At 58.5% G+C, this 23,951-nt stretch carries 29 protein-coding genes and 2 pseudogenes; 5 read left to right on the top strand and 26 right to left on the bottom strand.

Annotation, left to right across the window (positions count from 1 at the left end):
* Window positions 1-24: 24 nt before the first annotated feature.
* The 5 genes from P3S72_RS12665 to P3S72_RS12645 all read right to left on the bottom strand — a co-directional run bounded on the left by P3S72_RS12665 (window position 25) and on the right by P3S72_RS12645 (window position 6,290).
* Window positions 25-690 carry a hypothetical protein gene (locus P3S72_RS12665; protein WP_276197589.1) on the bottom strand — a complete coding sequence of 222 codons (666 nt, stop codon included), beginning with the start codon at window positions 688-690 and terminating at the stop codon, window positions 25-27.
* Window positions 691-1,021: 331 nt separating this feature from the next.
* Window positions 1,022-4,591, bottom strand: coding sequence for a phage tail protein (locus tag P3S72_RS12660; RefSeq protein WP_276197588.1), 3,570 nt, complete (start codon window positions 4,589-4,591; stop codon window positions 1,022-1,024).
* Window positions 4,592-4,650: 59 nt separating this feature from the next.
* On the bottom strand, window positions 4,651-5,262 hold the full coding sequence (locus P3S72_RS12655; protein WP_276197587.1) for a tail assembly protein: 612 nt from the start codon (window positions 5,260-5,262) through the stop codon (window positions 4,651-4,653).
* Between the two features lie 62 nt (window positions 5,263-5,324).
* On the bottom strand, window positions 5,325-5,675 hold the full coding sequence (locus tag P3S72_RS12650; protein ID WP_276197586.1) for a hypothetical protein: 351 nt from the start codon (window positions 5,673-5,675) through the stop codon (window positions 5,325-5,327).
* A gap of 417 nt (window positions 5,676-6,092) precedes the next feature.
* The gene (locus P3S72_RS12645; RefSeq protein ID WP_276197585.1) at window positions 6,093-6,290 is read right to left on the bottom strand and encodes a hypothetical protein; all 198 of its coding nucleotides are present in this window, start codon (window positions 6,288-6,290) and stop codon (window positions 6,093-6,095) included.
* 102 nt (window positions 6,291-6,392) lie between these two features.
* Here P3S72_RS12645 and P3S72_RS12640 point away from each other — a divergent pair, with 102 nt between their 5' ends.
* Genes P3S72_RS12640 through P3S72_RS12630 form a run of 3 tightly spaced genes read left to right on the top strand, consistent with a single transcriptional unit; the run spans window position 6,393 to window position 8,630 of the window.
* Window positions 6,393-6,710 (top strand): transposase, encoded by a 318-nt coding sequence (locus P3S72_RS12640; RefSeq protein WP_098950582.1) that lies wholly within the window; start codon window positions 6,393-6,395, stop codon window positions 6,708-6,710.
* A complete protein-coding gene (gene tnpB / locus P3S72_RS12635) occupies window positions 6,707-7,042 on the top strand; it encodes an IS66 family insertion sequence element accessory protein TnpB (protein WP_177009613.1) in 336 nt (111 codons plus the stop codon). Before P3S72_RS12640 ends, tnpB begins: the two co-directional genes overlap by 4 nt.
* A 49-nt stretch (window positions 7,043-7,091) precedes the next feature.
* Window positions 7,092-8,630 carry an IS66 family transposase gene (locus tag P3S72_RS12630; RefSeq protein ID WP_276197583.1) on the top strand — a complete coding sequence of 513 codons (1,539 nt, stop codon included), beginning with the start codon at window positions 7,092-7,094 and terminating at the stop codon, window positions 8,628-8,630.
* A 35-nt stretch (window positions 8,631-8,665) separates the two neighbouring features.
* On the opposite strand, the gene P3S72_RS12625 is transcribed toward P3S72_RS12630, so the two are convergent.
* The 6 genes from P3S72_RS12625 to P3S72_RS12600 all read right to left on the bottom strand — a co-directional run bounded on the left by P3S72_RS12625 (window position 8,666) and on the right by P3S72_RS12600 (window position 12,198).
* The gene (locus tag P3S72_RS12625; RefSeq protein WP_004881414.1) at window positions 8,666-9,286 is read right to left on the bottom strand and encodes a LysE family translocator; all 621 of its coding nucleotides are present in this window, start codon (window positions 9,284-9,286) and stop codon (window positions 8,666-8,668) included.
* Window positions 9,287-9,784: 498 nt separating this feature from the next.
* Window positions 9,785-10,240: a hypothetical protein gene (locus P3S72_RS12620; RefSeq protein WP_247395570.1), complete on the bottom strand. Its 456-nt coding sequence runs from the start codon at window positions 10,238-10,240 to the stop codon at window positions 9,785-9,787.
* Window positions 10,241-10,291: 51 nt separating this feature from the next.
* Window positions 10,292-10,612, bottom strand: coding sequence for a hypothetical protein (locus tag P3S72_RS12615; protein ID WP_276197582.1), 321 nt, complete (start codon window positions 10,610-10,612; stop codon window positions 10,292-10,294).
* Window positions 10,613-10,800: 188 nt separating this feature from the next.
* Window positions 10,801-11,259 (bottom strand): Hsp20 family protein, encoded by a 459-nt coding sequence (locus P3S72_RS12610; RefSeq protein ID WP_122676438.1) that lies wholly within the window; start codon window positions 11,257-11,259, stop codon window positions 10,801-10,803.
* Window positions 11,260-11,578: 319 nt separating this feature from the next.
* Window positions 11,579-11,941 carry a hypothetical protein gene (locus P3S72_RS12605; RefSeq protein ID WP_276197581.1) on the bottom strand — a complete coding sequence of 121 codons (363 nt, stop codon included), beginning with the start codon at window positions 11,939-11,941 and terminating at the stop codon, window positions 11,579-11,581.
* Between the two features lie 101 nt (window positions 11,942-12,042).
* Window positions 12,043-12,198, bottom strand: coding sequence for a hypothetical protein (locus P3S72_RS12600; protein WP_158683840.1), 156 nt, complete (start codon window positions 12,196-12,198; stop codon window positions 12,043-12,045).
* A gap of 136 nt (window positions 12,199-12,334) precedes the next feature.
* Here P3S72_RS12600 and P3S72_RS12595 point away from each other — a divergent pair, with 136 nt between their 5' ends.
* Window positions 12,335-12,565, top strand: coding sequence for a hypothetical protein (locus P3S72_RS12595; protein ID WP_276197580.1), 231 nt, complete (start codon window positions 12,335-12,337; stop codon window positions 12,563-12,565).
* On the opposite strand, the gene P3S72_RS12590 is transcribed toward P3S72_RS12595, so the two are convergent.
* From P3S72_RS12590 to P3S72_RS12540, 11 genes and pseudogenes are all read right to left on the bottom strand, one after another.
* Complete coding sequence (locus tag P3S72_RS12590) at window positions 12,558-12,812, bottom strand: hypothetical protein (protein ID WP_276197579.1); 255 nt, start codon at window positions 12,810-12,812, stop codon at window positions 12,558-12,560. The genes P3S72_RS12595 and P3S72_RS12590 overlap by 8 nt on opposite strands.
* Window positions 12,813-12,837: 25 nt before the next feature.
* Window positions 12,838-13,602 (bottom strand): C40 family peptidase, encoded by a 765-nt coding sequence (locus P3S72_RS12585; RefSeq protein ID WP_276197578.1) that lies wholly within the window; start codon window positions 13,600-13,602, stop codon window positions 12,838-12,840.
* Window positions 13,603-13,604: 2 nt separating this feature from the next.
* On the bottom strand, window positions 13,605-14,357 hold the full coding sequence (locus P3S72_RS12580) for a phage minor tail protein L (protein ID WP_276197577.1): 753 nt from the start codon (window positions 14,355-14,357) through the stop codon (window positions 13,605-13,607).
* A 9-nt stretch (window positions 14,358-14,366) separates the two neighbouring features.
* Window positions 14,367-14,705, bottom strand: a complete 339-nt coding sequence (locus tag P3S72_RS12575) for a phage tail protein (RefSeq protein ID WP_276197576.1) — start codon at window positions 14,703-14,705, stop codon at window positions 14,367-14,369.
* Window positions 14,705-17,755: pseudogene (locus P3S72_RS12570) on the bottom strand (phage tail tape measure protein). Before P3S72_RS12570 ends, P3S72_RS12575 begins: the two are co-directional and overlap by 1 nt.
* Before the next feature lie 27 nt (window positions 17,756-17,782).
* Complete coding sequence (locus P3S72_RS12565) at window positions 17,783-18,085, bottom strand: DUF1799 domain-containing protein (protein WP_010567894.1); 303 nt, start codon at window positions 18,083-18,085, stop codon at window positions 17,783-17,785.
* 17 nt (window positions 18,086-18,102) lie between these two features.
* Complete coding sequence (locus tag P3S72_RS12560; RefSeq protein ID WP_276197575.1) at window positions 18,103-18,483, bottom strand: phage tail assembly chaperone; 381 nt, start codon at window positions 18,481-18,483, stop codon at window positions 18,103-18,105.
* A gap of 3 nt (window positions 18,484-18,486) precedes the next feature.
* Window positions 18,487-19,143, bottom strand: a complete 657-nt coding sequence (locus P3S72_RS12555; protein WP_276197574.1) for a phage tail protein — start codon at window positions 19,141-19,143, stop codon at window positions 18,487-18,489.
* A 72-nt stretch (window positions 19,144-19,215) separates the two neighbouring features.
* On the bottom strand, window positions 19,216-19,632 hold the full coding sequence (locus P3S72_RS12550) for a phage tail terminator-like protein (protein ID WP_276197573.1): 417 nt from the start codon (window positions 19,630-19,632) through the stop codon (window positions 19,216-19,218).
* Entirely contained in the window at window positions 19,629-20,225 is a 597-nt protein-coding gene (locus P3S72_RS12545; RefSeq protein ID WP_276197572.1) for a hypothetical protein, read from the bottom strand. The genes P3S72_RS12550 and P3S72_RS12545 overlap by 4 nt, the downstream gene beginning before the upstream one ends.
* On the bottom strand, window positions 20,222-20,590 hold the full coding sequence (locus P3S72_RS12540; RefSeq protein WP_276197571.1) for a hypothetical protein: 369 nt from the start codon (window positions 20,588-20,590) through the stop codon (window positions 20,222-20,224). The genes P3S72_RS12545 and P3S72_RS12540 overlap by 4 nt, the downstream gene beginning before the upstream one ends.
* An 82-nt stretch (window positions 20,591-20,672) precedes the next feature.
* On the opposite strand from P3S72_RS12540, the gene P3S72_RS12535 reads away from it, so the two are divergent.
* Entirely contained in the window at window positions 20,673-21,053 is a 381-nt protein-coding gene (locus tag P3S72_RS12535) for a hypothetical protein (RefSeq protein ID WP_276197570.1), read from the top strand.
* Here P3S72_RS12535 and P3S72_RS12530 read toward each other — a convergent pair.
* The 4 genes and pseudogenes from P3S72_RS12530 to P3S72_RS12515 form a co-directional block, all read right to left on the bottom strand.
* Window positions 21,050-21,553, bottom strand: coding sequence for a DnaT-like ssDNA-binding protein (locus P3S72_RS12530; RefSeq protein ID WP_276197569.1), 504 nt, complete (start codon window positions 21,551-21,553; stop codon window positions 21,050-21,052). The two genes, P3S72_RS12535 and P3S72_RS12530, sit on opposite strands and share 4 nt — an antisense overlap.
* A gap of 59 nt (window positions 21,554-21,612) precedes the next feature.
* Window positions 21,613-22,197, bottom strand: a complete 585-nt coding sequence (locus tag P3S72_RS12525; RefSeq protein ID WP_276197568.1) for a hypothetical protein — start codon at window positions 22,195-22,197, stop codon at window positions 21,613-21,615.
* A 47-nt stretch (window positions 22,198-22,244) separates the two neighbouring features.
* Window positions 22,245-23,210: pseudogene (locus P3S72_RS12520) on the bottom strand (major capsid protein).
* 12 nt (window positions 23,211-23,222) lie between these two features.
* On the bottom strand, window positions 23,223-23,951 hold the full coding sequence (locus P3S72_RS12515) for a hypothetical protein (RefSeq protein ID WP_276197567.1): 729 nt from the start codon (window positions 23,949-23,951) through the stop codon (window positions 23,223-23,225).

The raw sequence follows: 23,951 nt of genomic DNA, 5'->3' as shown, positions 1-23,951 counted from the left end.
AAATTAAAACCATTATTGCGACTATTATGAAACAGGCTTTGCAAAAACCACTGGCAAATACAGAGCGCCGGGAAGATCAACGCCTATTGCTTGCATAACAAGTCTATTATTACTGTACTGCCAAGAGGCATATAAGTTACCTTGTCGCGATACAACACCAGCCACATCCATTGCGATATTGTTTAATAGCATATAGTCGCCAGTATCTAGCGGTGAAACTGCTGTCCAGCTATAGAAGTACTGGCCCGATCCCGGTGGCGACTGTACGGCGCCCAGATAGGTCCACGCGGTTATAGTTCTTGTGAATTGCGCGCAAGGTGTATCGCTATCAAACAGCAGCTTTGAAGTTCCATCCCAAATCCTTAGCCCATAAGTTGCAGTTGGTTGCGACGAAAATGAAGCAGCAAACCACTTTCCTGTAGTTGTTGCATCCCTCCCGGCTTGAAAGCGGAATCCAGTCCACGCCCCTGCTGATCCAATTATAAGACAGAAATACATCGATCCATTGCTAGTGTCAGGCCTACAGAAAACTAGTGGCGGTTCCGCAGTCATTACGGCCTGTTTAAACGGCACAAAAACCCCATTACCCGATCCAGACCAAGAGCCTTGCTCGACAATAACAAGCCTTGAGAATTCAGAGTCAAGTGTTACAACATCGCTATTATTTGTGAATGTTAACCCATACGACATTAGCGATACCTCATGACGATTAGCCTTTGATCTGTAAGGCCCATTGGACCAGTATTTGCTGCTGGACTCCCGAAGTAAATAGTAACACCCCCTACGCCAACTATTGGAGTGTACTGGATTGAGTACCAGCTCTGAGCCGCAGTATCATAGACAGCAATTGGAATGCATACAGCCGAATGAGTAGATGGATCAACCCCAGGTATAGTTATGAACCTTGAGCGACCTTCCCCTGAGACTCTCTGAATAATTGCGGAATAAACAATCCGCACCGTAAAAGAATTTTCATCAAGTTGTAGGGCGCCATTTGCCGCCCATATTCTCAGGCCGGTACTCATTCGGTTTGATCTCCCAACTGAACCCGCTTGACGTTGTTCACATCCCAGAATCGCAAAGATCGATTCGTCATAATCGAACGACCTTGCCCGGGGGCTACGCCGTTAATTTCGAAGGTTCCGTCCTTCTTGAGAATCCAGCCCTGCTGACCGGCGATGTAGTTCGTAGAGCTGATGTACTCGCCGATCTTGGCGTTGGTGATCGTGCCGTCTTGGATGAACGCCGAACGCATGAAGACCTGGCCGTTCTGTACGGTGAACGGGGTGAACACCTGACCGCCGGCCAGCGTGCTGACAATGGCGAAACGATCAGCGCTCACCAGGAACTGGCTCTGGATGACTCCTTCATCGTCCTCCTCAATGCCGAGCCCGATGCCGGCGGTGACCAACTGGCCGTTAGCGTTAACCTGCATCTTCACCGACCACATCGTGGACAGCTTACCGTCGGTATCGGCCTGGGCCCGGCTAACTGTCTGGATGTCCGCCGAGTTGTCGTCAATCTTGACGCCTACCTGCTGGATGGCCTGGGCAGTTGCTTCCCGATCGCTCACCACCACGCTTTCGAGTGCGCTCACCGATCCGCTGACTTCGCCCACCTCTGCGGTGAGTTCGGTCTGCCGCTGCACCATGGCCGCGTTCTGCGAAGCGCGCGTCTTCACTTCCTGCGCGAAACTCGCCGAGGCGTTGTAGCCCTGGAGCGCATCGGCCAGATCACCCTCCCCGGTGTCATCCCTATAAGCCGACTGCAAGGCCTGAAGGCTCGAGGCATTTGCCGTGACCACGCCGTCCAGTTCGGTGATGCTGGTGGTGTTGATCTCAACCTGGCGCGCCAGGCCGTTGGCCGTAACCAGAACCTGGCCCACGTCCTGCCAGAAGCTAGCGTTCGGCGGAGGTGTATCGACGGGGACCAGGCCAGTAGCCTGATAGATCCGCTTGCCAACCACCACCAGGTCGCCCTCGAGGTAGGTTTGCTCTGGATCGTAGGCAGACAGCCCATCGAGCGCATCGATCTGCGCCTGCAGGCCTGGGATCTTGTCGATCTCGTCGTTGATGTCCTGGCCGAGCTCAGTCCGGCCGATCTGTCCGGCGATCAACTCCAACACCGGCGCCGCGTCGGCACTGGCCATCCCCATCACGCCGTTGCCGACTGGAAAGAACGGGCCGATGTTGCCGGTGCGATCCACCAGGCGCGCCCAGAAGAAGAGCTGCGCGCCAGCCTTGAGGGCCTGCATGCTGTAATCCGCCTGCGGGTGCGCTAGATCGGCCAGCTTGGTCGCCGCCCCTATGTCGTTCGCCGGGCCATACCACAGCTCGGTGCGCTGGGTGTCTTCGGCGCCAGCAGGAAAGCCCCACTTGATGCCGATGCCGAACAGTTCGCTGGTGGTGGTCAGGAACGCCACCGCCGGCGGCAGGCCAACCTTCCCTTCCAGGTTGGTCAGGTTGGAGCTCTTCCAGATCGAGGAAATCTCGAAGGCGCTCACGGACCGAACCCGGGCCACGTAAGCGCCGGAGTAAATGCCAGTGACGTCGACGCTGGTCGAACCGGTACGCTGCACCTTGATCCAGTTGCCGCTGTCCTTGCGCCACTCCACGTCATAGGCGACTGCACCGGTCACGGCGGGCCACGAAATGTTCATGGTGCTGATGGCGATGCCCTGGTTCACGGCATAGCTCGACGTCAGTGTGACGCTCGCCGGCGCCGGAACGACGGTGATCGGCACGACGCTGATTGGGCGCTCTTCCAGGCGCGCGCCGGTGTCGATGTGCGCGAATTTGCTCGGGTCATACTGCACGGCCGAGATCTCGAACACGCCAGGTTCCGGCCGGGCGACGCTCACCACCCGGTATAACGGGATTGCCAGGTCATCGGCATCGAGCGCCCACACCAGTTCGGGTTCGGGCGCAACGGAGTAGGCAACGGTAACGGTGACCTGCCGGCCGCTGACCAGTTGCACGGTACGCCCCTCGCACTTGCCGTCAGGCAGGTTGAGGATCAATCGGTCACCGGGCTTGGCCTGGGTATCGCGGTCCAGTGTGATGACCTTGCCGTTCACAGCCGAGATGCGCCCGCCCACCGGCCGACCGGCCAGGAGTTCGTCGGCGATCGGGATCACGTAGCCAGGCAGCGGGATGCGCCCGTCGAGGCCGACCTTGAAGGTAACGGCCCTGTCCTTGGAGTTGGTGAGCAGCGCCCACTTACCGCGGCGCTGCGCCTCCGACTCGCGGGTGCAACCAATCGCGCTGATCTCCAGCGGATTGTCGCCGTAGCGGCGCTGCAACTTGGCATCCGTAACGGCAGTGACGTCGGTATCGTAGTTGTTCGCCGGATTGTCATAGCTGATCAGCGCGCGACTGTAACGGGTGCGCTCCGACGCGCTCGAGTAAGTGAATTTGCCGTCGATCACATTCGCCCGGGTGTAGGCGAAGTCGAAGTCAGTGGCGCGCGGCATATCCGACAGGGTGAAGACCTGGCCCTGGGCCCAGTAGGTCATGCCCCGGTAGATCGCCGAAATGTCGCGCAGCAGCGACCAGGCATCAGCCTTGCTCTGCAGGTTCAGGTTGCAGATGAAGCGCGGCTCCTGGCCGCCCTTCCCGTCCGGTACCAGTTGATCGCAGTACTGCGAGATCCGGTACAGCTCCCACTTGTCCACCATCCACGGTTTGATGCGGCGGCCCAGGCCGAAGCGGTCGGCCGTGGTGATGCCGTATGTGGCCCAGGTCGGATTGTTGGTGTAGGCCTCTTTGAGCGTTCCGTCCCAGATACCACTGTATGTCCGCGACACGGGGTCGTAGTTGCTTGGGACCTGCCATTTGCGAGCCTTACAGCCGACGGTTACCGCCGGAATGCTGCGGAACTGCTCGGCCGAAAATTCGATGTAGAGCAGCGCGGTGTTCGGATAGCGGATCTTGGCGTCGATCACCTCAGTGAAGCCGGCGATCTGCATCGTGTCGGAGATTTTGTTGTTGTTCTGGTTGATCGTCAGTCGCGTGATGCGCATCAGCCAGCCGGTGGTGGCCCTGGGCAAATCGATACGGCGGGTACGCTCGTAAAGGCTGGTTGTCTTACCGTCGACCGCCTCACTCAGCACCTGCTGGTAGGCGCCGCCGTCGGTAGCCAGTTCGACTTTGTACTGAATCCGGTAGCCGTTGATGTTGTTGCTGGCATCTACCGATTGGAGCGCCGGCCAAGCAAAACGCACGCGCACGGCCGAAAGCTGGGTGTTACTGATTGCCCGTACCCACGGTGTGCCGCTGCGCAACTCAGTGCTGATGGTGGTTTCGTTCTCGATCGAGGGGATGCCCTGGATATAGGTCTGGTCCACGGCCCCGGTGCGCCACTCCCACTTCACGTTCGGGAAGTTCATGTTGCCCTGAGGATCTTGCAGCGGGGTGTTATCGAGATAGATGTCGCGCGCGGTGGGCGTGCCTTCGAACTCACCCTCCCCAATGGCAATCAGCATCTTGGCGATGGCGACGGAACGGAGACTGTCCGGGGCTTCTGTTGGCGTTTTCGGTTTCTCCTCGCCACCCTTGGCGCCGTGGATGTCGATCTTGCTGTCGTCGCCCATCTTTTCCTCCAGGCAATAAAAAACCGCCTCATGGGCGGCTGCGGTGCTTCAGGTGTTGGCTACATCTGGTCTTCGGCGTAGATGGCGGCACTGATAATTGCCCCACCCCAGCGGCGCTCGCCTATGCAGAGCGGTACCGGGTTGCCGGATGCCGTGGTGTTCTTCGCGCTGCCGAAGGCGTAGCCGGGGGTGTTCTCTGGTGCCGCACTGGTCTTGAGTCCGCCGGCCTGGGGGCTGAGCATTTGGATGACGCCGCCCAGCACCATCGAGCCGCCCATCATGATCAGCGCGGAACCGAATGGTGCCCCTGCACCGAATGTGCCGCCGGTGATGACGAGGCCGACAACGATCAGCACTGCGCCGACAATGGTTTGCAGTGCGCCGCCGCGCTTACTGCCGGTTATCACCGGAGCAATGCGAATATCACCTTCGCCCGTGAATCCAAGTTCCTTCTCCGCCAGGTTTGTCTTGCCGCGAAATACGGCGAACTCAACCCCACGGGACTTGGCGTTGGACAAGAAGCGCTCGAACCCTGGAATTTGCACGCACAGAGCCTTAACTGCTTCTGCCGGCGTCCTTACGGCCATCCGAAAGGACCTCCCAAACTGACGAAGCTGTCCGTAGAGCAGGATCGTGGTCATGGGCTGATAATTGATGGCAAGTGCCGCCATGTGCTTTTCTCCAGGCAATAAAAAGGCCCGCCGAAGCGAGCCTTGAACAATTTGATGTGCCGCTACAGGCAGCCTTGCAGCGCGATCAGCCGTTTATTGGCGATCCAGTTACCCACCACCACGTAATACTTCGCCTCTGAGCCCGCGCCCTTGGGCTGGATGTCAACGAAGTACTGGGAGCCCTCAGTGAATACCGTATATCCGGTGTCGCGCCCCGGCTGAAGCGTTGCCCCAGGCGTGCCGCCGAAGATCGGCTGGTTCTGCCATTCGTACTGGACGCATTTAGCCAGCGCGGCGTCGGTTTTCTTCGAGGTCAGCACCTTATACGGACCCTCCTGGCGCGCCTCATTCATCGTCGGCGCCATGCACCCCGCCAGCATCGCCACCGCTACCGCCGCTATCAAAATCCGCATGTCGTTCCCTCGTTTAGATGTCGAGAGACTTTATCACCAACGAAGGACCGGCACGAAAGCCTCACATGGGTGCAGTTACTCTGATTCGCGAGCGCCTGCTTAACATCGTGCTGGCTGGCTAGAATCTTGATTCAGGGATCAAGCTTCGTCTCAGAAACAAATTCATACTGATTTTCATGGCTATCTTCAAGTACCGCTTTCAGAGCCTTAGCCCGTCGCTCGAGGCAAGCATCAAAGCCGGGACTATGAGGGGCACCGAAATCTAAGCAAGGATCACGATTATCAAGCGGTTGTCGTGGGCTGGAACATCCATTTAGTAGCGCTGCCACCGCTACCGCTGCTATCAAAATCCGCATGATTCTTCCTTGCCCTGAAAGGAGCGACTGTAGCGCGGCGCCACCCGAGCAACCATTGCTGTTAGCCTTCAAGCTTGGGCCAGTTGAACTTGTAGTTCAGGGGAGGCAGCTCATAGTGCTCGGCCAAGTAGAGTGCAAGCATCTCTCCTTCCTTTGCGTAAGCTGTGGCTTTATCAACAGTCGGATGCCAGCTAACCCAGAGAGTTTCCAATGGAAAAACCTTCTCGAAAGCCGCGTAATTGAAGCGCCAGCCGGCCATATGTAAGCGTCCGGCCAAGGCACCTACCGAACTCCAGCATTAAGGGCGATGGTGTCCGCGTATTTTTAAGCGGACACCATCGCCCTTATCGCTAGGACTTTCATGCGCCAACGAAGCTCTTACCCCAAACCATTCAAAGCCCAGGTCGTCCAGGAATGTCTGCAACCCGGAGCGACGATTTCCAGCGTGGCCATCCATCACGGCATCAACGCTAACGTGATCCGCAAGTGGCTACCTGCTTACCGGGATCAATCGCCTGCAACCTTGCCGGCTTTTGTTCCAGTAAAAGCGGTACCAAGGCGAGCAACAGAAGAGATGGTCACCATCTCGCTGCCTCTGGGTGATAAATCCATCACCGTAAAGTGGCCAGCCTCGGATCCGGACGGCTGCGCGTGTTTTATTCGTGGCCTGGCCCAATGATTCGTGTCGATGCCATCTGGCTCGCCACCGAGCCCATGGACATGCGCGCCGGCACTGAGACCGCGTTGGCCAGAGTGGTCGCGGTGTTCGGTGCGGCGAAGCCGCACTGCGCTTACCTCTTTGCCAACCGCCGGGCGAACCGGATGAAAGTCCTGGTGCACGACGGCGTCGGTATCTGGCTTGCGGCGCGGCGCTTGAACCAAGGTAAGTTTCATTGGCCAGGCATCCATCGGGGGACGGAGGTCGAACTCGACCCCGAACAACTTCAGGCACTGGTACTTGGATTGCCCTGGCAACGAGTCGGTGCGGGCGGCGCAATCACATTGCTTTAAACGCTCCTTTCAGCTGTAGCACTCGGACTGCTTTGGTAAAATCCACGGCATGACTTCCTTGCCCGATCTAGACCAAATGACTCCTGAACAACTGCGCGCACTGGCTGCGCAGTTGATGTCCAAGATCGACACCCAGGACAGAAAGATTCATCGTGATGAGACGATCATCGAGCAACTCACTCACGAAATCGCCATTCTCAAACGCCACAAGTTCGCCAAGCGCAGCGAGCAGATCAGCCCGGCGCAAGGCAGCTTGCTCGATGACCTGCTCAATACCGACCTAGAAGCCATCGAGGCGGAGTTAAAAGCACTTCATCCTGCACCTGCGCAGACAGAACCACGCCAGCAACCCAAGCGTGCACCGTTACCGCCGCAGTTCCCGCGTACCGTGATCCATCACGAGCCAGACAACACCCAATGCACCTGCGGCTGCCAGCTTCAGCGCATCGGCGAAGATGTCAGTGAGAAGCTGGACTACACGCCGGGCGTGTTCACCGTCGAACAGCACGTTCGTGGGAAATGGGCCTGCCGCCAATGCGAAACGCTGATCCAGGCGCCGGTGCCGCCGCAGGTAATCGACAAGGGTATCCCCACGGCGGGCCTGCTGGCCCACGTGATGGTGGCCAAGTTCGCCGACCACCTGCCGCTGTATCGACAGGAAAAGATCTTCGGTCGTGCCGGTCTAGCCATCCCGCGTTCGACACTGGCGCAGTGGGTGGGCCAAACTGGCGTGCAGCTTCAGCCCCTGGTCGATGCGCTGCGCGAAGTGGTGCTGGCCCAGCGCGTGGTTCACGCCGATGAAACGCCGGTAAAAATGCTGGCGCCCGGCGAGAAGAAAACCCACCGCGCCTATGTCTGGGCCTACAGCACGGCGCCGTTTTCGGCACTCAAAGCCGTGGTCTACGACTTCAGCCCCAGCCGTGCCGGCGAACATGCGCGTAACTTCCTGGGCACCTGGAACGGCAAGCTGGTTTGTGACGACTTCGCCGGCTACAAGGCCAGCTTCGAGCTGGGCATCACCGAAATCGGCTGCATGGCCCATGCGCGCCGCAAGTTCTTCGACTTGCATATCGCCAATAAAAGCCAGTTGGCGGAACAGGCTCTTCACTCGATTGGCGGACTGTACGAAGTCGAGCGAAACGCCAAGGAAATGAGCGACGAAGATCGCTGGCGATTACGCCAGGAAACAGCGGTGCCCATCGCCGAAAAACTGCATGAGTGGATGCTGGCCCAACGCGAACTTGTGCCCGAGGGTTCGGCTACGGCCAAGGCTCTGGATTACAGCCTCAAACGCTGGATAGCGCTGACGCGCTACCTGGAAGATGGTGCTGTGCCCATCGACAACAATCAAATCGAGAACCTAATCCGGCCGTGGGCTCTTGGCCGCTCGAATTGGTTGTTCGCAGGCTCGCTACGCAGTGGCAAACGTGCCGCAGCGATTATGAGTTTGATCCAGTCTGCGCGGCTTAATGGGCATGATCCGTATGCTTATCTGAAGGACGTTCTTACGCGCCTGCCGACGCAGCGGGCAAGTGAAATTGATCAGTTGCTGCCGCATAAGTGGCAACCCATCCAACCACGCAGATGAGTCGGAGACACTTACCATCATCTGCTTACTGCGGATCAAGCTCGACGTGTCATCAATAGCATCGAGGCGGCAGCCGACAACAAGCCAGCGCAGCAACGGTTGAAAATTTGCTTACCACGAGGCAGAGCGAACCAACGTCGCATATGCAATCCGATGTACGCATAGATGCCAATCGCAATCCACTCCAATACCAAAAACAGAAGACCGAGCAACGTAAACTGAGAACCAATGTCTGCCGTTGGGTCGACGAATTGAGGCAAGAACGCGGTAAAAATCAGGATGGCTTTGGGGTTGCCTGCGGCAACGAGGAATTCCTGCCTTGCCAGCGCGCATAGACCTATCGGGGCGTTTTTTGACTCAGCTTCCGCTTGCGGTGCAGCTCTCCACAACTGGTATGCCAAGTAAAAAAGATATGCCGCGCCAACTATTTTGATCCCATAGAAGATTAGCTCTGAAGTTTGTAACACTACGGCCAAGCCTGCCGAAGCCAGCGCAATCATCACCGCGAACGCCAGCAAGCGACCAACACCTGCCATGCATGATGTGCGGTATCCGTAGCGTGTTGCATTGCTGATAGACAGCAGGTTGTTAGGCCCAGGCGCCATATTCAGGGCAAAGCAGGCGGGCAGGAATAACGCTAGTGTCGCAAGGTTCATATGGATATCCATAACCATTTTTCGTCAATCCTACAATTGAACTGCCGCGTGTGCCACCGTCCTTAGGGTCATGCGCGGAGCACGTGCAGTCAGGACGCCGGCGCAATCAGAAAGGTGTGTCCCCCGGACGCTTACGGCCATATGCCCAGCGGCTCCAGGATTTTTGGCGCATCGAACAAACGCAGCGAGGCGGCGCCTCAAATTATCCGACTCGCCAATAGTCAGGACGCCATTATCATCGACGCCTACGGCGCGGTGGATAGCTCTATCGGCGCAGATTAGATACGCACCTGGTACGGCCGGGGCATCCAGATAGTGCTCGGTCAGTTTGAGCCACTCCGGCTCCCAGCCCGTCCAATTTTTGACCTTCATCTACTACCTCCGCTGTTAGAGGCAAAACGATATCACGTTCGATTAGGTTTTCAGTAGTACCGATATTTACCGCCAGATGCAAAAAGCCCAGCGCAGGGCTTGGCTCGGCTCTTTTTTTCGTGGATGTTAAGAACGTTCGGGCTTTGCAGCAACGTACCCATTTACCTCGTTATGGCAATCAACCGTCAGTTCATTTAGATAAGGGGTCATCTCCAGACGCTCCATCAGCCGGAGCAGGTCTGTAGCGGACTCACGAATAGACGTCCAATCTTGATGATCGAATATCAACCGGTCGCCACAATGGAAAGCGTCTTCAGACAGGCCATTACATAGTTGCCAGAGGTTTTGGAGGCCGCGCTCTACTTCGCTTGGCATGGCATTACCACAGGCCGCCAAGGTCTCGTTCAACGGCAACATTGTCATGGACCAGGCTTCGCATGCAGGGCAGTCAGGAATAGCTTCTCGCTGCTCATCTGCACTCATCGCCAAGAATTCCAGAGCAGGAAATACTTCACAAACGGCGAGTACCCGCTTGAACTCCCCCTGCCCATACCATTCCCAGAGCGTCGTTGCGAATCCCATCTTGAAGCTCCTAAACCGCTACCGACTCTATCAAAATTCGCATGCTTGCTCCTAAAAAATTGATCCGCCGAAAGTGAAGAATTTGAACGATATCTTCTCGTCATTCACATCTGTCATTTCATAGCGAATTCTGTCGAGCCCGTTATCTACACGAGCGGCTTCAAGATGCATGAACTGGGTCAGCCCACCACCAAACCCGCTCAAATCAAGAGCGCTGACATCATGAAAAGTCAGTGTCACCGCATCCAAATCTGACCCATTGGCAGAAAGCACCAAAACCAAATCGTATTTGAAATCGTCGAATTTGATGTTGATCGACATAACACAATCATGCTCGCGCAGCAGATCGTTTAAGCGATCAAGCCTATCCATGTGTCAACCCGTCCGGGGTCAAATTCCACGCCATGCGCATGTCGTTCCCTAGTTGGTTTGGCGGGACTGTAGCATCAAGGAAACGGCTCCAGAAGGTCGCACGTTCTGTACATGAGGCTAAGTCCTAAATCCGAGCACACAAAAACAAAAAAGGCGCTACTAAGAGCGCCTTTTTTGATACCGCCTAGTTACTGCAAGCTAACCTGACGCAGCTCGGGAGTACCTTCGCTACCGATAGCAATTTTTTTAGGCTTGGCTTCTTCGGGCACCACACGCAGCAAGTGGATACTCAACAGTCCGTTGTTCATCGAAGCACCGCGCACTTCAATGTGATCTGCCAGTCGAAACGACAACCGAAATGCTCGTTGCGCGATACCCTGATGCAGATAGGTTACTTCTTTTTCGGTTTCGCGCTTGTCCCCAACGACTGTCAAAACACCCTTCTCGACCTGGATATCCAGATCCGCTTCTGTGAGCCCAGCTACTGCGATGACAATTCGATATTCGTCATCACCGTGCTTTTCCACATTGTGAGGCGGATAGGTATTCGGAGTCTCGCTGCGAAGCGCCGACTCAAACAGGTCATTGAAGCGATCGAAGCCAACAGATTGGCGGAACAAAGGGGCCAGCGAAAGGGTAGTAGCCATCTCAAAATCTCCTGATTAAATCCAAGTGATTAAGTGCGCGACCCTCATTAGGCGTCGCGTGATAAAAATTTATGTTGGCCGAAAAAAATTTCAAGAGGGCAGAAGAAAATTTTTACGCGGCCGAATCTTCACTCGCTGAAGCAACGGTTCAGCATTAAGGAATGCTCGAACCGCTCTCCTAATTTGTCCGCAGCGCTACGTCCTGGTGTGTTGCCTTAGCGCCGCATTCTTCCGCTCGCTTCCTGTCCAGGAATCCAGCGTGGATGGAATGCAATCTATACCCCAAACTAGACGCCCTCATCACCCCACTTGAGTCAGCTCAAGGCTTTAACGGGCAAGACTCACCATCATCACCTTGGACGCCCGCGCCCAAGCTTCCGGCAATGTCTTGCAGCTTCAGGATTGCCGCATCGCTTGGATTCTTTGTGTAGATCTCCCCAAGCTGGGGGCTGTACCACAAGGGAAAGGATTCGCTCGGCGTTGAAACCATAAAATCTTCAGGCCCATTAGCTGTATCCGGAGCGACTTGGGGATCAGTTTTGACGTATGCCTGCCATTGCTCCGCGGTAATTTTCGGACCTACTTCGTCAGCCCAGAACGACTTGCGAGTAACATGAATATCGTAGCCAGCAGTCGCAGTGGACGCAGCTAGTAACAGCAGCAACGAAATGAGAGCGCGCATAGCTGCCTCCTCGAAAAAAGCGGCCGTACCCCGTACTTGGCCAAGCATCCACTTCAGTGAGAGCCAGATGCAAAAAGCCCAGCTCGGGGCTGGGCTGTTTCTCACTGCAGACGAACATCCAGAATTGTCGCGCCTGGATATTTGGCGAGAATTTTCCGCTCAGCCTCCCGCTGATCCACTCCGTTCTGAAGCACATTGCTCATTCCAGAACCATTGCTTGCTTTCAACTTGAACACGAATGTCTTCACTGCTGCCACGTTGCGACTCCTTCGCCTTGATTGAAATCCGACGATAGCACTTTGCCTGTCCAGGCATCCAGTGTGGATGGAATGCCAGTAACTGGTCGACGGTTTGGCGTAGTAGCGTTGCGCCTTCAATTACCAAGGAGCGGTCATGTCAGTCAGAAGTCTTGCGAAGAATCTCCCCGCCGATCCTGATATGCCTGGATGGGTGCTTGGGTGGGCCGTAGGCCGTAATGATCCATGGAGCTTTATTGACATCTACGCCGACAAGCATGTCGCAGAGATAGAGGCCGAGCGCCTAGGTAATGGCCACACTGTGAAATATGGGTCGCACAGGCTCGGAACCGATGAGTTCATGGGCGGCGGCGAAGAGCCTAGATAGCGGCTGCCTGCGCCAAGCCAAAATCAATTCTACCCGGACCAGATACAAGCGCCGCCTGCAGCCCTGACTTGCCATGGTAGCTGCGGCTGTAGCCGCCTTTGCTCTGGCACTTGCCGGAGAATTTCACGCAATCAACCTCGACGCCGCCGTCCAAAATGGCGACCACTGCTTCAGCGCCACAGGTGCAGCCGTCGGTGATGGTGAAAAGCTCGTGAATAGTCAATAAGTAGCGCTGCGTGGCTTGCATGCCCTGCTCCGGCGGCACTGCCGCGTCATGTTGGTTGTCTTGCGTCTTTGTGCCTGAGGATCAGGCGCGTTCGGTCGTGCCAGGGGCCTCCGTAGACAATGATCTCGGACGGTCTGCCGTATAGGTGGTGCAGCAGAAATGGGCCAGGTCCGAAGGTGCCCGACTCTTCGCCGGGTAGCGCTGGGTCAGTGCCCAGGTAGATCCCCGCGTGATTAGGGTGAGCCGTGCGCCCGACCTGCATAACGATCAAATCCCCTCGCTGCGGTCGGTCGACGCGCACAAAGCCGGCTCCCTCGTAGTTCGCCTCGTACATGCTGGTGTTCTCCGCACTCTCCCACCAGCCATCAGCGCGCTGGAAGGATTCAAACTCAAGCCCCCATTCACGCTGATACCAGTCGGCGCAGACCTGCCAGCAATCCCAGGCGCCATGTACGAACGGGCGCTGGAGCAGCGGCGTGCGGCCCGTGGGCGTGATCGACCTGAGGTCGCCCTCGGGCCAACTCAGAATGTGCCAGGTCAGCTCTGTGGCCTCGCACATGGCCAGGTCGTGCGGTGATGGTCTGCTGGTGGCGTCCGGATGTGAATGAACAATGCCAATCACCTGCCCCAGATCCTCCGCCGTGGCGTAATCCTCGGGATCAAGCCGAAACTCTTCGTTCGGCTCCGTGGCGATGTTCCGGCAAGGGAAGTACTTCTGCGCGCGGCCGACGATCAGCAGCAGACCGCAGCACTCTTTCGGGTACTGGGCTGCGGCGTGCGCCTGGATCGCCGCAATGATGTGTTTGCGCATGATCAGCTCCTGGCTATCAGGGAAACGGCGGGGAAGCCACCGAAGGACAGCTCGTTGTTCTCCCCGAAGCATAACTTGCAGGACGACAGGCAGCCCTTGCACTGATCCTTGGCAGGGTCATCCGTGGGGTTGTCCTCATCGTCGAACATGGCCGCGCCGGTGTAGCCGCAATCCGGCCCGCGATATCCATTGGTCATGGCCCAGTGGCAGAACGTCGTCATCTGCCGGCCGGGCAGTCCGTGGTTGTCGATCTCACCCGGGGAAGACAGCTCCCAGACCACTGCCTCGCTGTCCTCGCTGGTTTTCTGATCGATGTACCAGATCTCCAGCGCTTCCTGGGTCGGGTCTGCAGTCGGGTTGCCGTCGGGAAAGTTAGCCGCGTCCAGGTACTGGGCCAGGGTCTCGCGAACCGTCAGCTTGAACTTGAGCATGTCCTCGAAGGCCAGGCACAGCGCCGTGACGCGGCCGTTGACGTTGCCGGCGGCGAATGTCGGCCGCGAGGCTGTGCCGTCGCTACTCGAGGAAACGCCCTCAATCTGCACCGGCCAGGCCGCGTACTCTTCGCCCTGCCACCAGATCGACTTCGCCGGCAGATCCTCTTCCGAATGCTCGTAGGCCAGCAGCTCTTCAGGTGTGTGCGGAATGGCATGCCCGTGGAAGCGCAGGTAATCCGCGCCGTACTCAGTCCCGTCAATTTCAAACAGGCGAATCTCGCCGCCGGGCTCCAGTTTCTGGATGTCCGTGATCAGTGCCATGGATGGGCCTCAGGGATGAAAGGTTTGCTTGAAGGTAGTGGTGATGGCGTAGACCTGACCGCCGCGGTGAACCGGCTTGTAGCCGTTGCACTTGTAGAGGCCAAGCACTCCAAGCGGGGGTTCCCACAGGAAGCCCTTGGCGCCCTTGTGCCGATCGAGGAAGGCCTTGATTTCCAGAACGCGAGCTTTGGCGCCGGTGAACGTGAGCGGCCAGGATTGGGACTGGTTATTGAGGCCGTCTTCGACCGACTGCTCGTACCCATCGCCGAACTGCTTGGTCCGGACGCGCTGGGTCACATCACCCTCCGCGCCCTTTTCCGTTGCCCAAGTGAATCGTTCGATTGCCATCAGCGCCCCTTGATTGCTTTGTTGATGACGCCGCCCTGGCCCATGTCCTTGTTGCGTAGCTGCTGATACTTCTGCTCAACAAAAGCCGCCAGCTCCTTGCCAAACATGTCGTAGCCAGGCGCGTCGGCGGAGGACGATGCGTTGCCATCCCCGTCGATATGCACCTCGACATTGATCTGCGTTGCGCCGGACCCGCCGCCCATGGCCATAACGCCAAGCTTGCCGCTGGACGTCCGAGTCAGTGGCATGATCGCCTCCGGACCGGCCTCACCAGCGATACCCATGTTGCCGTTCGCCATGCCAAACGAGGTTGGCTTGCTGACGATGGAGTTGGTGAACGCGCCGCCGTCGGCGAACATCTGCACGCCGCCCGACCAGGCGCCGCCCATGGCTTGCGGGAAGTAGCTGCCGGAGTAGCCCCCCGCTGAAGCGCCAAGGTTGGAAGATGCAGCGCCAGCAGATCCGGCCGCCAGCCCATTGCCACCGGCGGCACTGCCGCCGAAATAACTCGCCGCCGCACCCACCAGGCTGCCCAGCAAAGCGGAACTGGCCTGACGTGTCGCAATGCGCGCCATGTCCGCCAAAATCGACTTGGTGAAGTCTGCAAACGACGCCTTGCCTGTAACGGCGAAGTTGACCAGCGAATCCTCCATGGAACTGAAGGCGTTGCCGAACAGGCTTTTCGTCTGGCCGGCAATGTTCCGCGCCGAATCGAGGTAATTGTCCCAAGCTGCCGTCGCGCCCTTCGTCCAATCGCCCTGGGCGGCCTCCACATCTGCGTAGTTCTGCCGGATTTGATCGGTCGCCGCCTTGTTCGCATCGGCGAGCGCCTGGGATTTGCGCTTGAACTCCTCCTCCGACATGTTCCGCGACGGGTCGGACTTCTGGTTGGCCAACTCCAGGGACTGCTGAGCAAACCGGTCTTGCTGGCTGTTCAGCTCGCCGCTGAGTGCGTTTTGACGATCACCCTGGCCCACGCCGAGGACTGCACGCTGGCCAGCCAGCTCCAAGGCTCGCTGCTGCTGACCCAGCGCCTGGATGTAGGTGCTGATTGCACGCTCCTGCTTGGCAAGGCGCCCGGCCTCATTGGTGGCCAACACTTCAAGCTGGCTGTCGGCATCCTTCTGCGCCTTGACCATCCCTGCGCGTGCGTCAGCGATCTTCTGGTCAAGCTGGATGCTTTGCGCGGCCGACGTAGTCTTCTTGCCCTTGGCGGCTTGCAGAGCGGTGATTTCCGCCTCGTAAGCTACCGTCACCTGATCGCGCTCGTTGCCGATCAGGGCCTGGCGGCGCAGCAGGTAGTCAGCCTCGGATACCAGGCCGGCCTTCTGCGCCGCGTCCAGTTCCTTCTGGTAGTTTTTGTAGTCAGCGGCGATGGCCGCCAGGTTGTTCTTGGCGTCGTTGAAGCCGGTCAGGTCGACCTGAGAACCGGAGGCCTTGGGGTCTTTGAACTTGTCGTTGATGTTGGAGATGTTCTTGTCGACCGTTGCCTGGGCCAGGCGCGGATCGTTCGGCGAAACCTTGCGGATATCGTCGAGCTGTTTCTTGTAATCCTTGAGTGCTTCGGCGCGCTTCTGCTCATTCGTCCACGACGATTTGGTCAGGATGTCGATTTTGGCCATGGACGAGACTGCGTCGCCCTGCGCCTTGGCTTGCTCGCTCTACCACTTTGTGATATCGGCTTGCGCGGCCTTTTGGTCCTCCAGCATGTTCAACTGGTTGGTGTAGTAATCGACCATCACCTGCTTATTTTGGAAGGCACCAACGTTGCCCTTCTGGGCTTCCGCCAGATCACGGCGCGCCTGCTCGATATCGGCGCCGATGTCTGGCCGACCGAGATTCTTGAGGTTATCGGCAGCACGCGCTACGGCGTTGTAGCCTTTCTCCCAAAAGCTCAGGTTTTCCAGAATCTGCGGTGTGCGCTCATTGATCGCATCGGCGTACTGCTCGGTCGCCAGCTTCACGGCGCCGGCGTGGTCGCCCTGCTCTTCCAGTGCAGCAATCTGCGAGTAAACCGAGGCAGTCAGGTAGTGGTACTGGTCGTTCAGCGCGGCGGACGCCTTGACCGGGTCGTCGGCCAGCTTGGAGAATTCGGCAACTGTCTCGCTCACCGCCTTGCCCGTGGCTTCCTGCATGGACACAGCGGCTTGGGTGATGCCAGTGAAGCTCTCGCCAGCGATCTTGCCGTTGTCGGCCAGCAGCGCGAGAACCGCAGCGGCCTGGCCGGTGGTGCCCACGGTTGCGCTGACCTGCCGCGCCATGTCGCCCAACTGCCCGGCGCTCACGCCGGCGTAGTTGCCGGTGAGGATCAGTGATTTGTTGTACTTATCCTGCTCCTCGCTGCCTTTGTAGTAGGCGACAGCCAGGCCACCAACGGCAGCAGTGGCAAGGGCCAGCGGGGCAAGTATTGCAAGCAGTCCTGCCGCGCCAGCACCGGCGCCGGCGCCCAACTGAGCAACGGCGCGCACGCCGCTACCCCAGTCGCCCGACGACAGTGCATTACCGAGCTGCATAACGTTTTCCTGCGCCTGGCGGGTGCCGAGGCGCAGCTTGTCGAAGCCGGTGGTGGTTTTTTCGAGCTTGGCGTAGTCCTTGTCGATATTGCCCAGGGCTTTGTTGTAGTCGTCCTGACTCAGGCGCCCCGCGTCCAAGTGCTTGCCGAGTTGCTCGACTTGAGTGTCGAGTTTCGCCAACGCGGCGCGGGCCGGGTCAATTGCCCCCAGTAAGCTGTTGAGAGCTTTTTGCTCATCCAGAGCAGACTTGGCCAGAGCCACTTGCTGCTTGTCGAGTTGCGCGGAGATCTTCGCCGCTTCGGCCTCGCCATAGGCGCCGGTCTTGGTCAGCTTGGCGAGAGCATCACGCTGCTTGGCCAGGTCCTGGGTGGTCTTGGCGTTGGTCGAAAGCGACTTTTCCAGCGCCTCCATTTCGTTCATTAGCGAAACGGCGGACTGCTCGGCCCGGCCACCAGCCTTGGCCATCTCATCCAGGCTTGTTTTGGCCTGGATCGCATCGGCCGAGTCGATCTTGACGCCGAGTTCTGCAATGTTCATCGACTCACCTTGAATAAGTGCCCGTGATTACGGGCTGTTTTCCCTTTCCTCCGCCATGACGCGCAGGGCTTCGCCTTCCAGCACCTGAAGGTCAGGGAAGATTTCAGCGAGTTTCTTTTTCTTGATGCCGAGGAAGCCGGCCACGTCGCGGATGCTGCTGTAGTCGAGACCGATCGCGCCGCCGGTGCCCGCCCGCCACTGGGTGGACATCCTGTTGAACAGGAGGAAGGCAGGCCAGTTGCAGGGCCAGACCTCCACATCTTCGTCAAGGTCGCCCGGGGCGAAGCCAAACACGCTGATGAGCTCATCGGGCGCGCTGGGCGAGTACATGGCGCGCGCGGCCTCGATCAGTTTCCCAGGCGGGCCTGGCTGTAAGCGCCTTCGTGAGCTTTGACGACAGCCTCGGCGGCGCCATGGCAGGACTTCACGAACGCGACGATGTTGTCGTCGTTGTATTCGTCGTCGAAGCCCCAGCCAACCACGAGATCTTTGATCTGCTGCGCCTGCTGCTCGGTATCTACAGCGACGATTTCCGACCAGGTTGGCTTATCGCCAAGAGCGGCGCGCGCCTTTCCCTGCTTTTCGTTCCATTCGTCAAACAGGGCGGCAAGCTCCGCACGATCCCGGTACTTGAAGGTGAACTCGACCTTCTCTGGCGTGCTGCCAACGATGGGGATCAGCACGAGCGCATTGAACGTGGCGTTCTGCGCGATACGGATCTTGGCCATGGGTTACACCACCGCAGTCAGGTAGCGAGTGGGCTCGGCCTGCAGCGCCAGGCTGACGGTACGGGTCAGCAGGTTGTTGCGGGACACGGCCGGCTGCTTGGAGAACGACGTGTAGGCGCCGTACAGCAGAGTGTCGTTGCCGGGGAGGTTCAGGCGAGCAGCTTCAACCTGCTTGCCAGCGTCAGCCTTCATCAGCACCTTGTTGAAGTTCTGAATTGGGTCATCGGCCAGGGTCAGCACCATGCTCGCGGCCGACTTGTCGGTGGGAATCTGCTTGCCTTGGTCGTCCTCAAGGAACACCACGTCAAGGTAGTTCTGCTCGCCGCCGGAGAAAGCGACATCGGAAATCTGCGGGATCTGCACCCAGGTCAGAACCTTGCGCATGGTCCCGGCGCCGCCGCCAACAGAGAAAACCTGGGTATCGGTGGTATCGATGCCTTCAAGGGTGATTGCCGTCGCGGTTGCTGCTTTCACACGCACCACCTTACTGTCCAGCTTGCTCCAGCCGGATGTCAGCAGAACGATATCGCCAGCCGCGAGGGTGCCGCCAACAACGGTGGCTACGGCCTCGGTAGCGTTGCTGATGGAGGCAAACGCCAGCGCAGCGGCATAGGTCGCAGCGTGCTGGAAGGTGCCGCCGTTCGGGATCTTGTAGCCCATGGGTATTTCCTCTTTGCAGATATGAAAAAACCCGCTCAATGGCGGGTTCTTGGGGTTGCCCAATGGGCGGGATCAGTTGGTGTCGCAGCGGTAAGAAAAAGAGACCGCCACGGTATAGGTGGAATCGCCAGTGATGCCAGGACCAGGGTCAACCGGTGACATGGTGGTGACGGTCACCTCACCCTTCGTGTCTCGACCATAAACCGGGAACAGACTGATCAGCTCAGCCGCAATCGGGTTGGTCTTGGTCTTCCCAGTGCCCGCCGGCGCGATAATGCTCACCTGAAACACGCCGGCGTAGAGCCGGTGATCGCCGCCGAGCGTGTTGCTCGCGGTGTCACCCGGGATTGTGAAGGCGCGAAGGTAAGTCTCGCCCGCCGCCGGCGTATAGGCGGTGTTCTCGAAGACGATCTTCAACTTCTCCGACCTGGCAGCGTTCCAGGCGATCAGCTTGGCCTCGTAGATCGAGGCGATGATGGCATGACTCATACCTGGTTGTTCCTGATGGCCTCCAGCACGATCTGCTGAAAGCGAGCCACGGTCACCCGAACCATACCGCCGGGGGCCTGGGTGGAATGGCCGAACTCCAGCGGGATCGCGTAGGGCAAGTTGTTGATGATGTAGGCCATCTGGCCAGCGGTGAAGTCGCTCATCGCGGCCACCAGTGCGGCAGTGGTTTCGGCGCCGCTCGGGTCCACCTCGTCGAAGGTGACACTCTCGACAACGCCCAGCGAGATGTGCCAGTTAGCGCGGAACCTCCCACCGACGTAGCCCTCGGGCGCCTTTACGTCCATGCCGTCGTTGAGCTTGCGGCCCTTCTTCAACCTGCCGCCCTTCGTGAGGTTGGCCGGATCACTGCGCAGCGCGCTGTTGTGATCGTCGACGGCCTTGTTGTACTGCGTCGCCACTGCGTTCTGTGCCCAGATCTCCGGGTTACCCACGGGAGACATTCGGATCAGGCTGCTGCCGACTTCGATGATGATCTGGCGCACGCTGGCGTCGATGGCTTCGCTGGTTTGGGCGGCGAACTCGGCCAGGCTCAGGGCGAAACCGCCAGATTGACCGGCGCCTGCCCGGCTCATGACCGCACCTGCAGCTCATACAGGATCGGCGTGCCGGCGGGGTTGACCTCTTTCAGCGGCGGAACGATTGACCAGGTGCGGCCCTGGGCCACAACTTTGTCGAGTAGGCCGGGGACCCAGGCCAAACCCTGCGCGGCGATCTTGAGCTTCTTGTCGCCCTGCCGGATGAGGCTGTTGTTTTGGAATTCTTGGCCGGTAAAGTCGAGCAGGATGCCTTGGGCGATTTGCTCGATGGTCGCGCCCGGCGCCTCGCCGCCCGTCTCAGGGTCATACTCGCCCGGCTCCGTCTTTCTGATGGTCACGGGCTGGCCGAACTCTGCGATCATCTCCAGAGCCATCACGGCCATTTCGTCGTAGAAGGCCATGGTGGCTCCAGATGCATATGCGTTATGAGGCAGTTACTATCGGCAGCTCAACAGGCCGCCGACAAAAGAAAAGGAAATCACGATGACCACTGAAAATCAGCACGCACTCGAAGTCATAGCTAGGATGCGCAGCCTATGCTCCCAGGCCAATGATTTAATGGCATTGCACGCAGGCAAAACCAGATTCAATCTACTGGAGAAAGATGAGCTTCAGCAGGGGTTTCGGTCGCTCAAGGAGGAACTCAAGCGGTACGCAAAAACCGGAACGATCGATGGTAAAAAGCGCGCTCGCAGTGAGCTCGAAGAGTTTTATTTTGAGCCCGCAGTAAGCACTGCTGCAGCCAATATCCTGGTAAGCGTAAATGCTGACCCAGCTTCACAGGCATGGTTCTCCTGTGTGTACGGCATTCAAACCGACGTTGGGCACCTACTTTCTCAACTGACAGAACAGTTTCCGAGCTAGGCTCGGACAGCGAACAGGCCGCGCTTCTGTAGGTAGTCAGCAAACTGCGTAGAGCTCGGCCGGTCCGGCGCCGCCGGCAACAGTCGGCCGCTGGTGCTCGGGATAGTCGCGTACTCGCGAGTCACCGCGCCTTCGACACGTTCCAGCGTTACTGCGCCCTTGCGCTTCTCCACCGGGTCGATATCGTCCTGATGAATCTCGGCGGCCAGGGCCATTTGGCCGTACTGGATGCGCGCCGGAAGGTAGTTGTTTGGCTTGATCTCATAATCCAGCAGCACTTCCCGGCGCGGCCAGGACAAGGCCTGCTCGCTATTGGTCTTCCGCCCCTTCCAGGTCATGCCATCCATCGCCAGAGCGGCCCGTCGCAGCAGCGCTTCCTGCTCGGGAACACCTGCAGGGATGACCGTACCGAACTTCACGGCATACAGGGCCAGATCCTCGGCGCTCGCGTAGCTTTCGGCGTCAGGCTTGCCGGTACCGTCCTCGATGATGAGTGTCATGTGTCAACTCGCTGGAATGGTTTGAAGATTGGCCGCCGGGTCACCGGCAGTCAGCAGTATCACGCCTTGGGCAGATCAGTGACGAGCTTTTCCAAGGAGTCTTTCGAGGCATTGGCCCGGTAGGGCACCTTCGCTTCGTTGAGCTTGGCTTTCAGCGCCGCGATTTCTCCAGCCTCATCAGCCGGCAGCGTGATGGCGGTCTTCTTCAGCGCTTCGATCTCACCGCGCAATTCGTCGATCGTCAGAAGCAGGCTGTCACGCTCAGCGGTCAGTTCGCCAACCGACCCATGAATGGTGCCCAGCACTTCAAACAAGCGCAACGCCAGTCCGCACGACTCGGGGCGGTGAATCTCACCAGCATCCAGGCCATCAACAAGGTTCTGGATCGATCCATGTTCAGCACGCAAAGCCGCGATGACTTTTTCTAGTTCGGCCTGGTTGGCGACACCAACAATCTGCACCCGCTTCGCCTCCTTCACCGACACGTCGATGCCGGCCGCTTCATACCCGTTGACGACTCTGGGCCAATCGCCGATTACCAGCACGCTTGTCACGCCGGCTTCGGGCTTGTCGAAGTGTTCCGGATTGCGGTATCGCTTCTCCGGGTCGAAGCCGTTCAGTTGGTTGCTGTAAGTCAGTTCCATGTGTTTCTCCAAGGCGGCCATCGCTGACCGCGCGTTGAGTTTGAGGCTTAGCCGCCAGTGACCGGAGGCGTTGCAGTGAGCGTGATCATCACTCCAGCGGTGACCTTGTTACTGCCCGCATGCTTGATCCAGTTGGCAGCAGAACCGACTGCGGCCAGGGTTGGGTTGGAGCCGCCGGTGGTGGCTTTCCAGCTATAACCCAGCACATCAATGTTCACGGTGCCTTCAGCGCGGTAGCCGATGCTCAGGTTCTCTTCGTCGTTCACTTCGTAGGAGCGGAAGCCTGGGGCCTGAGACTCGGTAATGGTCACGGCGTTTGGCAGCAAGCCGAAGATCACGTCCGCCGGCGCGGTGTCGGTCACCAGTACCGGTTTGCCCAGGGTTCCAGGCAGCCCGCCGTAGATCACGACGCCAGCTTCTTAGTAGATCTTGTTGGTGATCGCTTCGTCGACGATGTCGAAATAGGCGCTGGAGTGCATGACCCACAGTGCGATGCGGCCGAACTTGTCGCCGAACTTGCGCATGCCGCGGGTCAGCGTCTTCTTGCCGTCGGTTTCAATGTTGGCCGAAACCACCATGTCGGCGTTGGAGCCGATGGCGGCGCGCAGGCCGGCAGTTGCGTACTGGATAAAGCCTTCCAGAGTCGCATCTGCTACGTCGGCTCCAACGATCTGGGAGAACTCCTCGACCGGACGACCGCGGCGCTTGAACGCCTCTTCGGTGGTCTGGTACGGGCCATACTTCCAGGGAGCCTTGACGCCGACAGCTTCGCCAGCGCTGATCTTCTTGGCAGTTACCTTGCCGTCAGAGTTGACGTCGCGGTGTTCCAACGACCCGTTCAGCTTGTAGAGGGCGCGCTTGCGGAAGTCGCCTTCGATCAGTTCGTTGTCCAGCACCATCGCGCCATTGGACGATGCGTTGAACACATCCAGGTTGTCCTGTACGCGCTCCAGGTATGCGGTTTGCGCCTCATCGTTGTAGATGATCAGGTCGCTATTTACGGTTGTAGCCATGGGTCAATCCCCTTACTTGGGCAATGCGAGATATGCGGTTTGGCCGTGCTTGCGCTGGAAGTCGCGCTTCTGCTCGGAGGTCATTTCGGAGCGCTTGAATGCAGCCTTGCCGCCACCCCCGCCCGGGGCAAATGTCCCTGAAGCCCTTGGCCACAGATGAGGTGCGCTTTCGCGCAGAGACTCAGCCCATTCGAGCGGAGTCAAAGGGGTCTTGCCGTCTTTACCGAGGATGACCTGGCCGGATTCATCAACGGCGACTGCATCGCCATCTTCGTTAAGGGTGAACACGCCTTTGGCGCGCAGGATGATGTCGTCGGTTGCTTCCGGCAGTGCGCCGGCTTTCAGTGCAGCGCCGCGCACCGAGTCGCCCAGGACTTTGCCCTGGAACTTGGCGGCGAAGGACTCAGCCTTTTCGGCACGCTCGCTGATGGTCTTGAGCTGCTTGTCGTAGTCGCCACGCAGGCGCTCGGTGCGGCGGTTGAAGACCTCGTCCACCTTGCCCTCGGTCAGCAGCTTGGTTTCTTCATCTTGGCCCGCCCGACTGAGCAGACCTTTGACGGCATCGATGTCGATGCCGTCAAACTGGGTTTCGAACTGGGTCAACTTGCCGGAGGTTTCCTTCAGCTTACCCAGCAGCTCCGAGTTCTTGGTTTTCAAACCCGAGACGGATGCTTCAACGGCAGTCGCGATAGCGGCCTTGATTGCCGGGTTTTCCAGGTCGATTTCGATTTCTTCAGGCAC

It is taken from the genome of Pseudomonas sp. D3, from assembly GCF_029320995.1.
Taxonomy (GTDB): domain Bacteria; phylum Pseudomonadota; class Gammaproteobacteria; order Pseudomonadales; family Pseudomonadaceae; genus Aquipseudomonas; species Aquipseudomonas paraveronii.
Note: the sequence above shows the minus strand (reverse complement) of the source record. Positions and strands in the feature narration are given on the sequence as shown.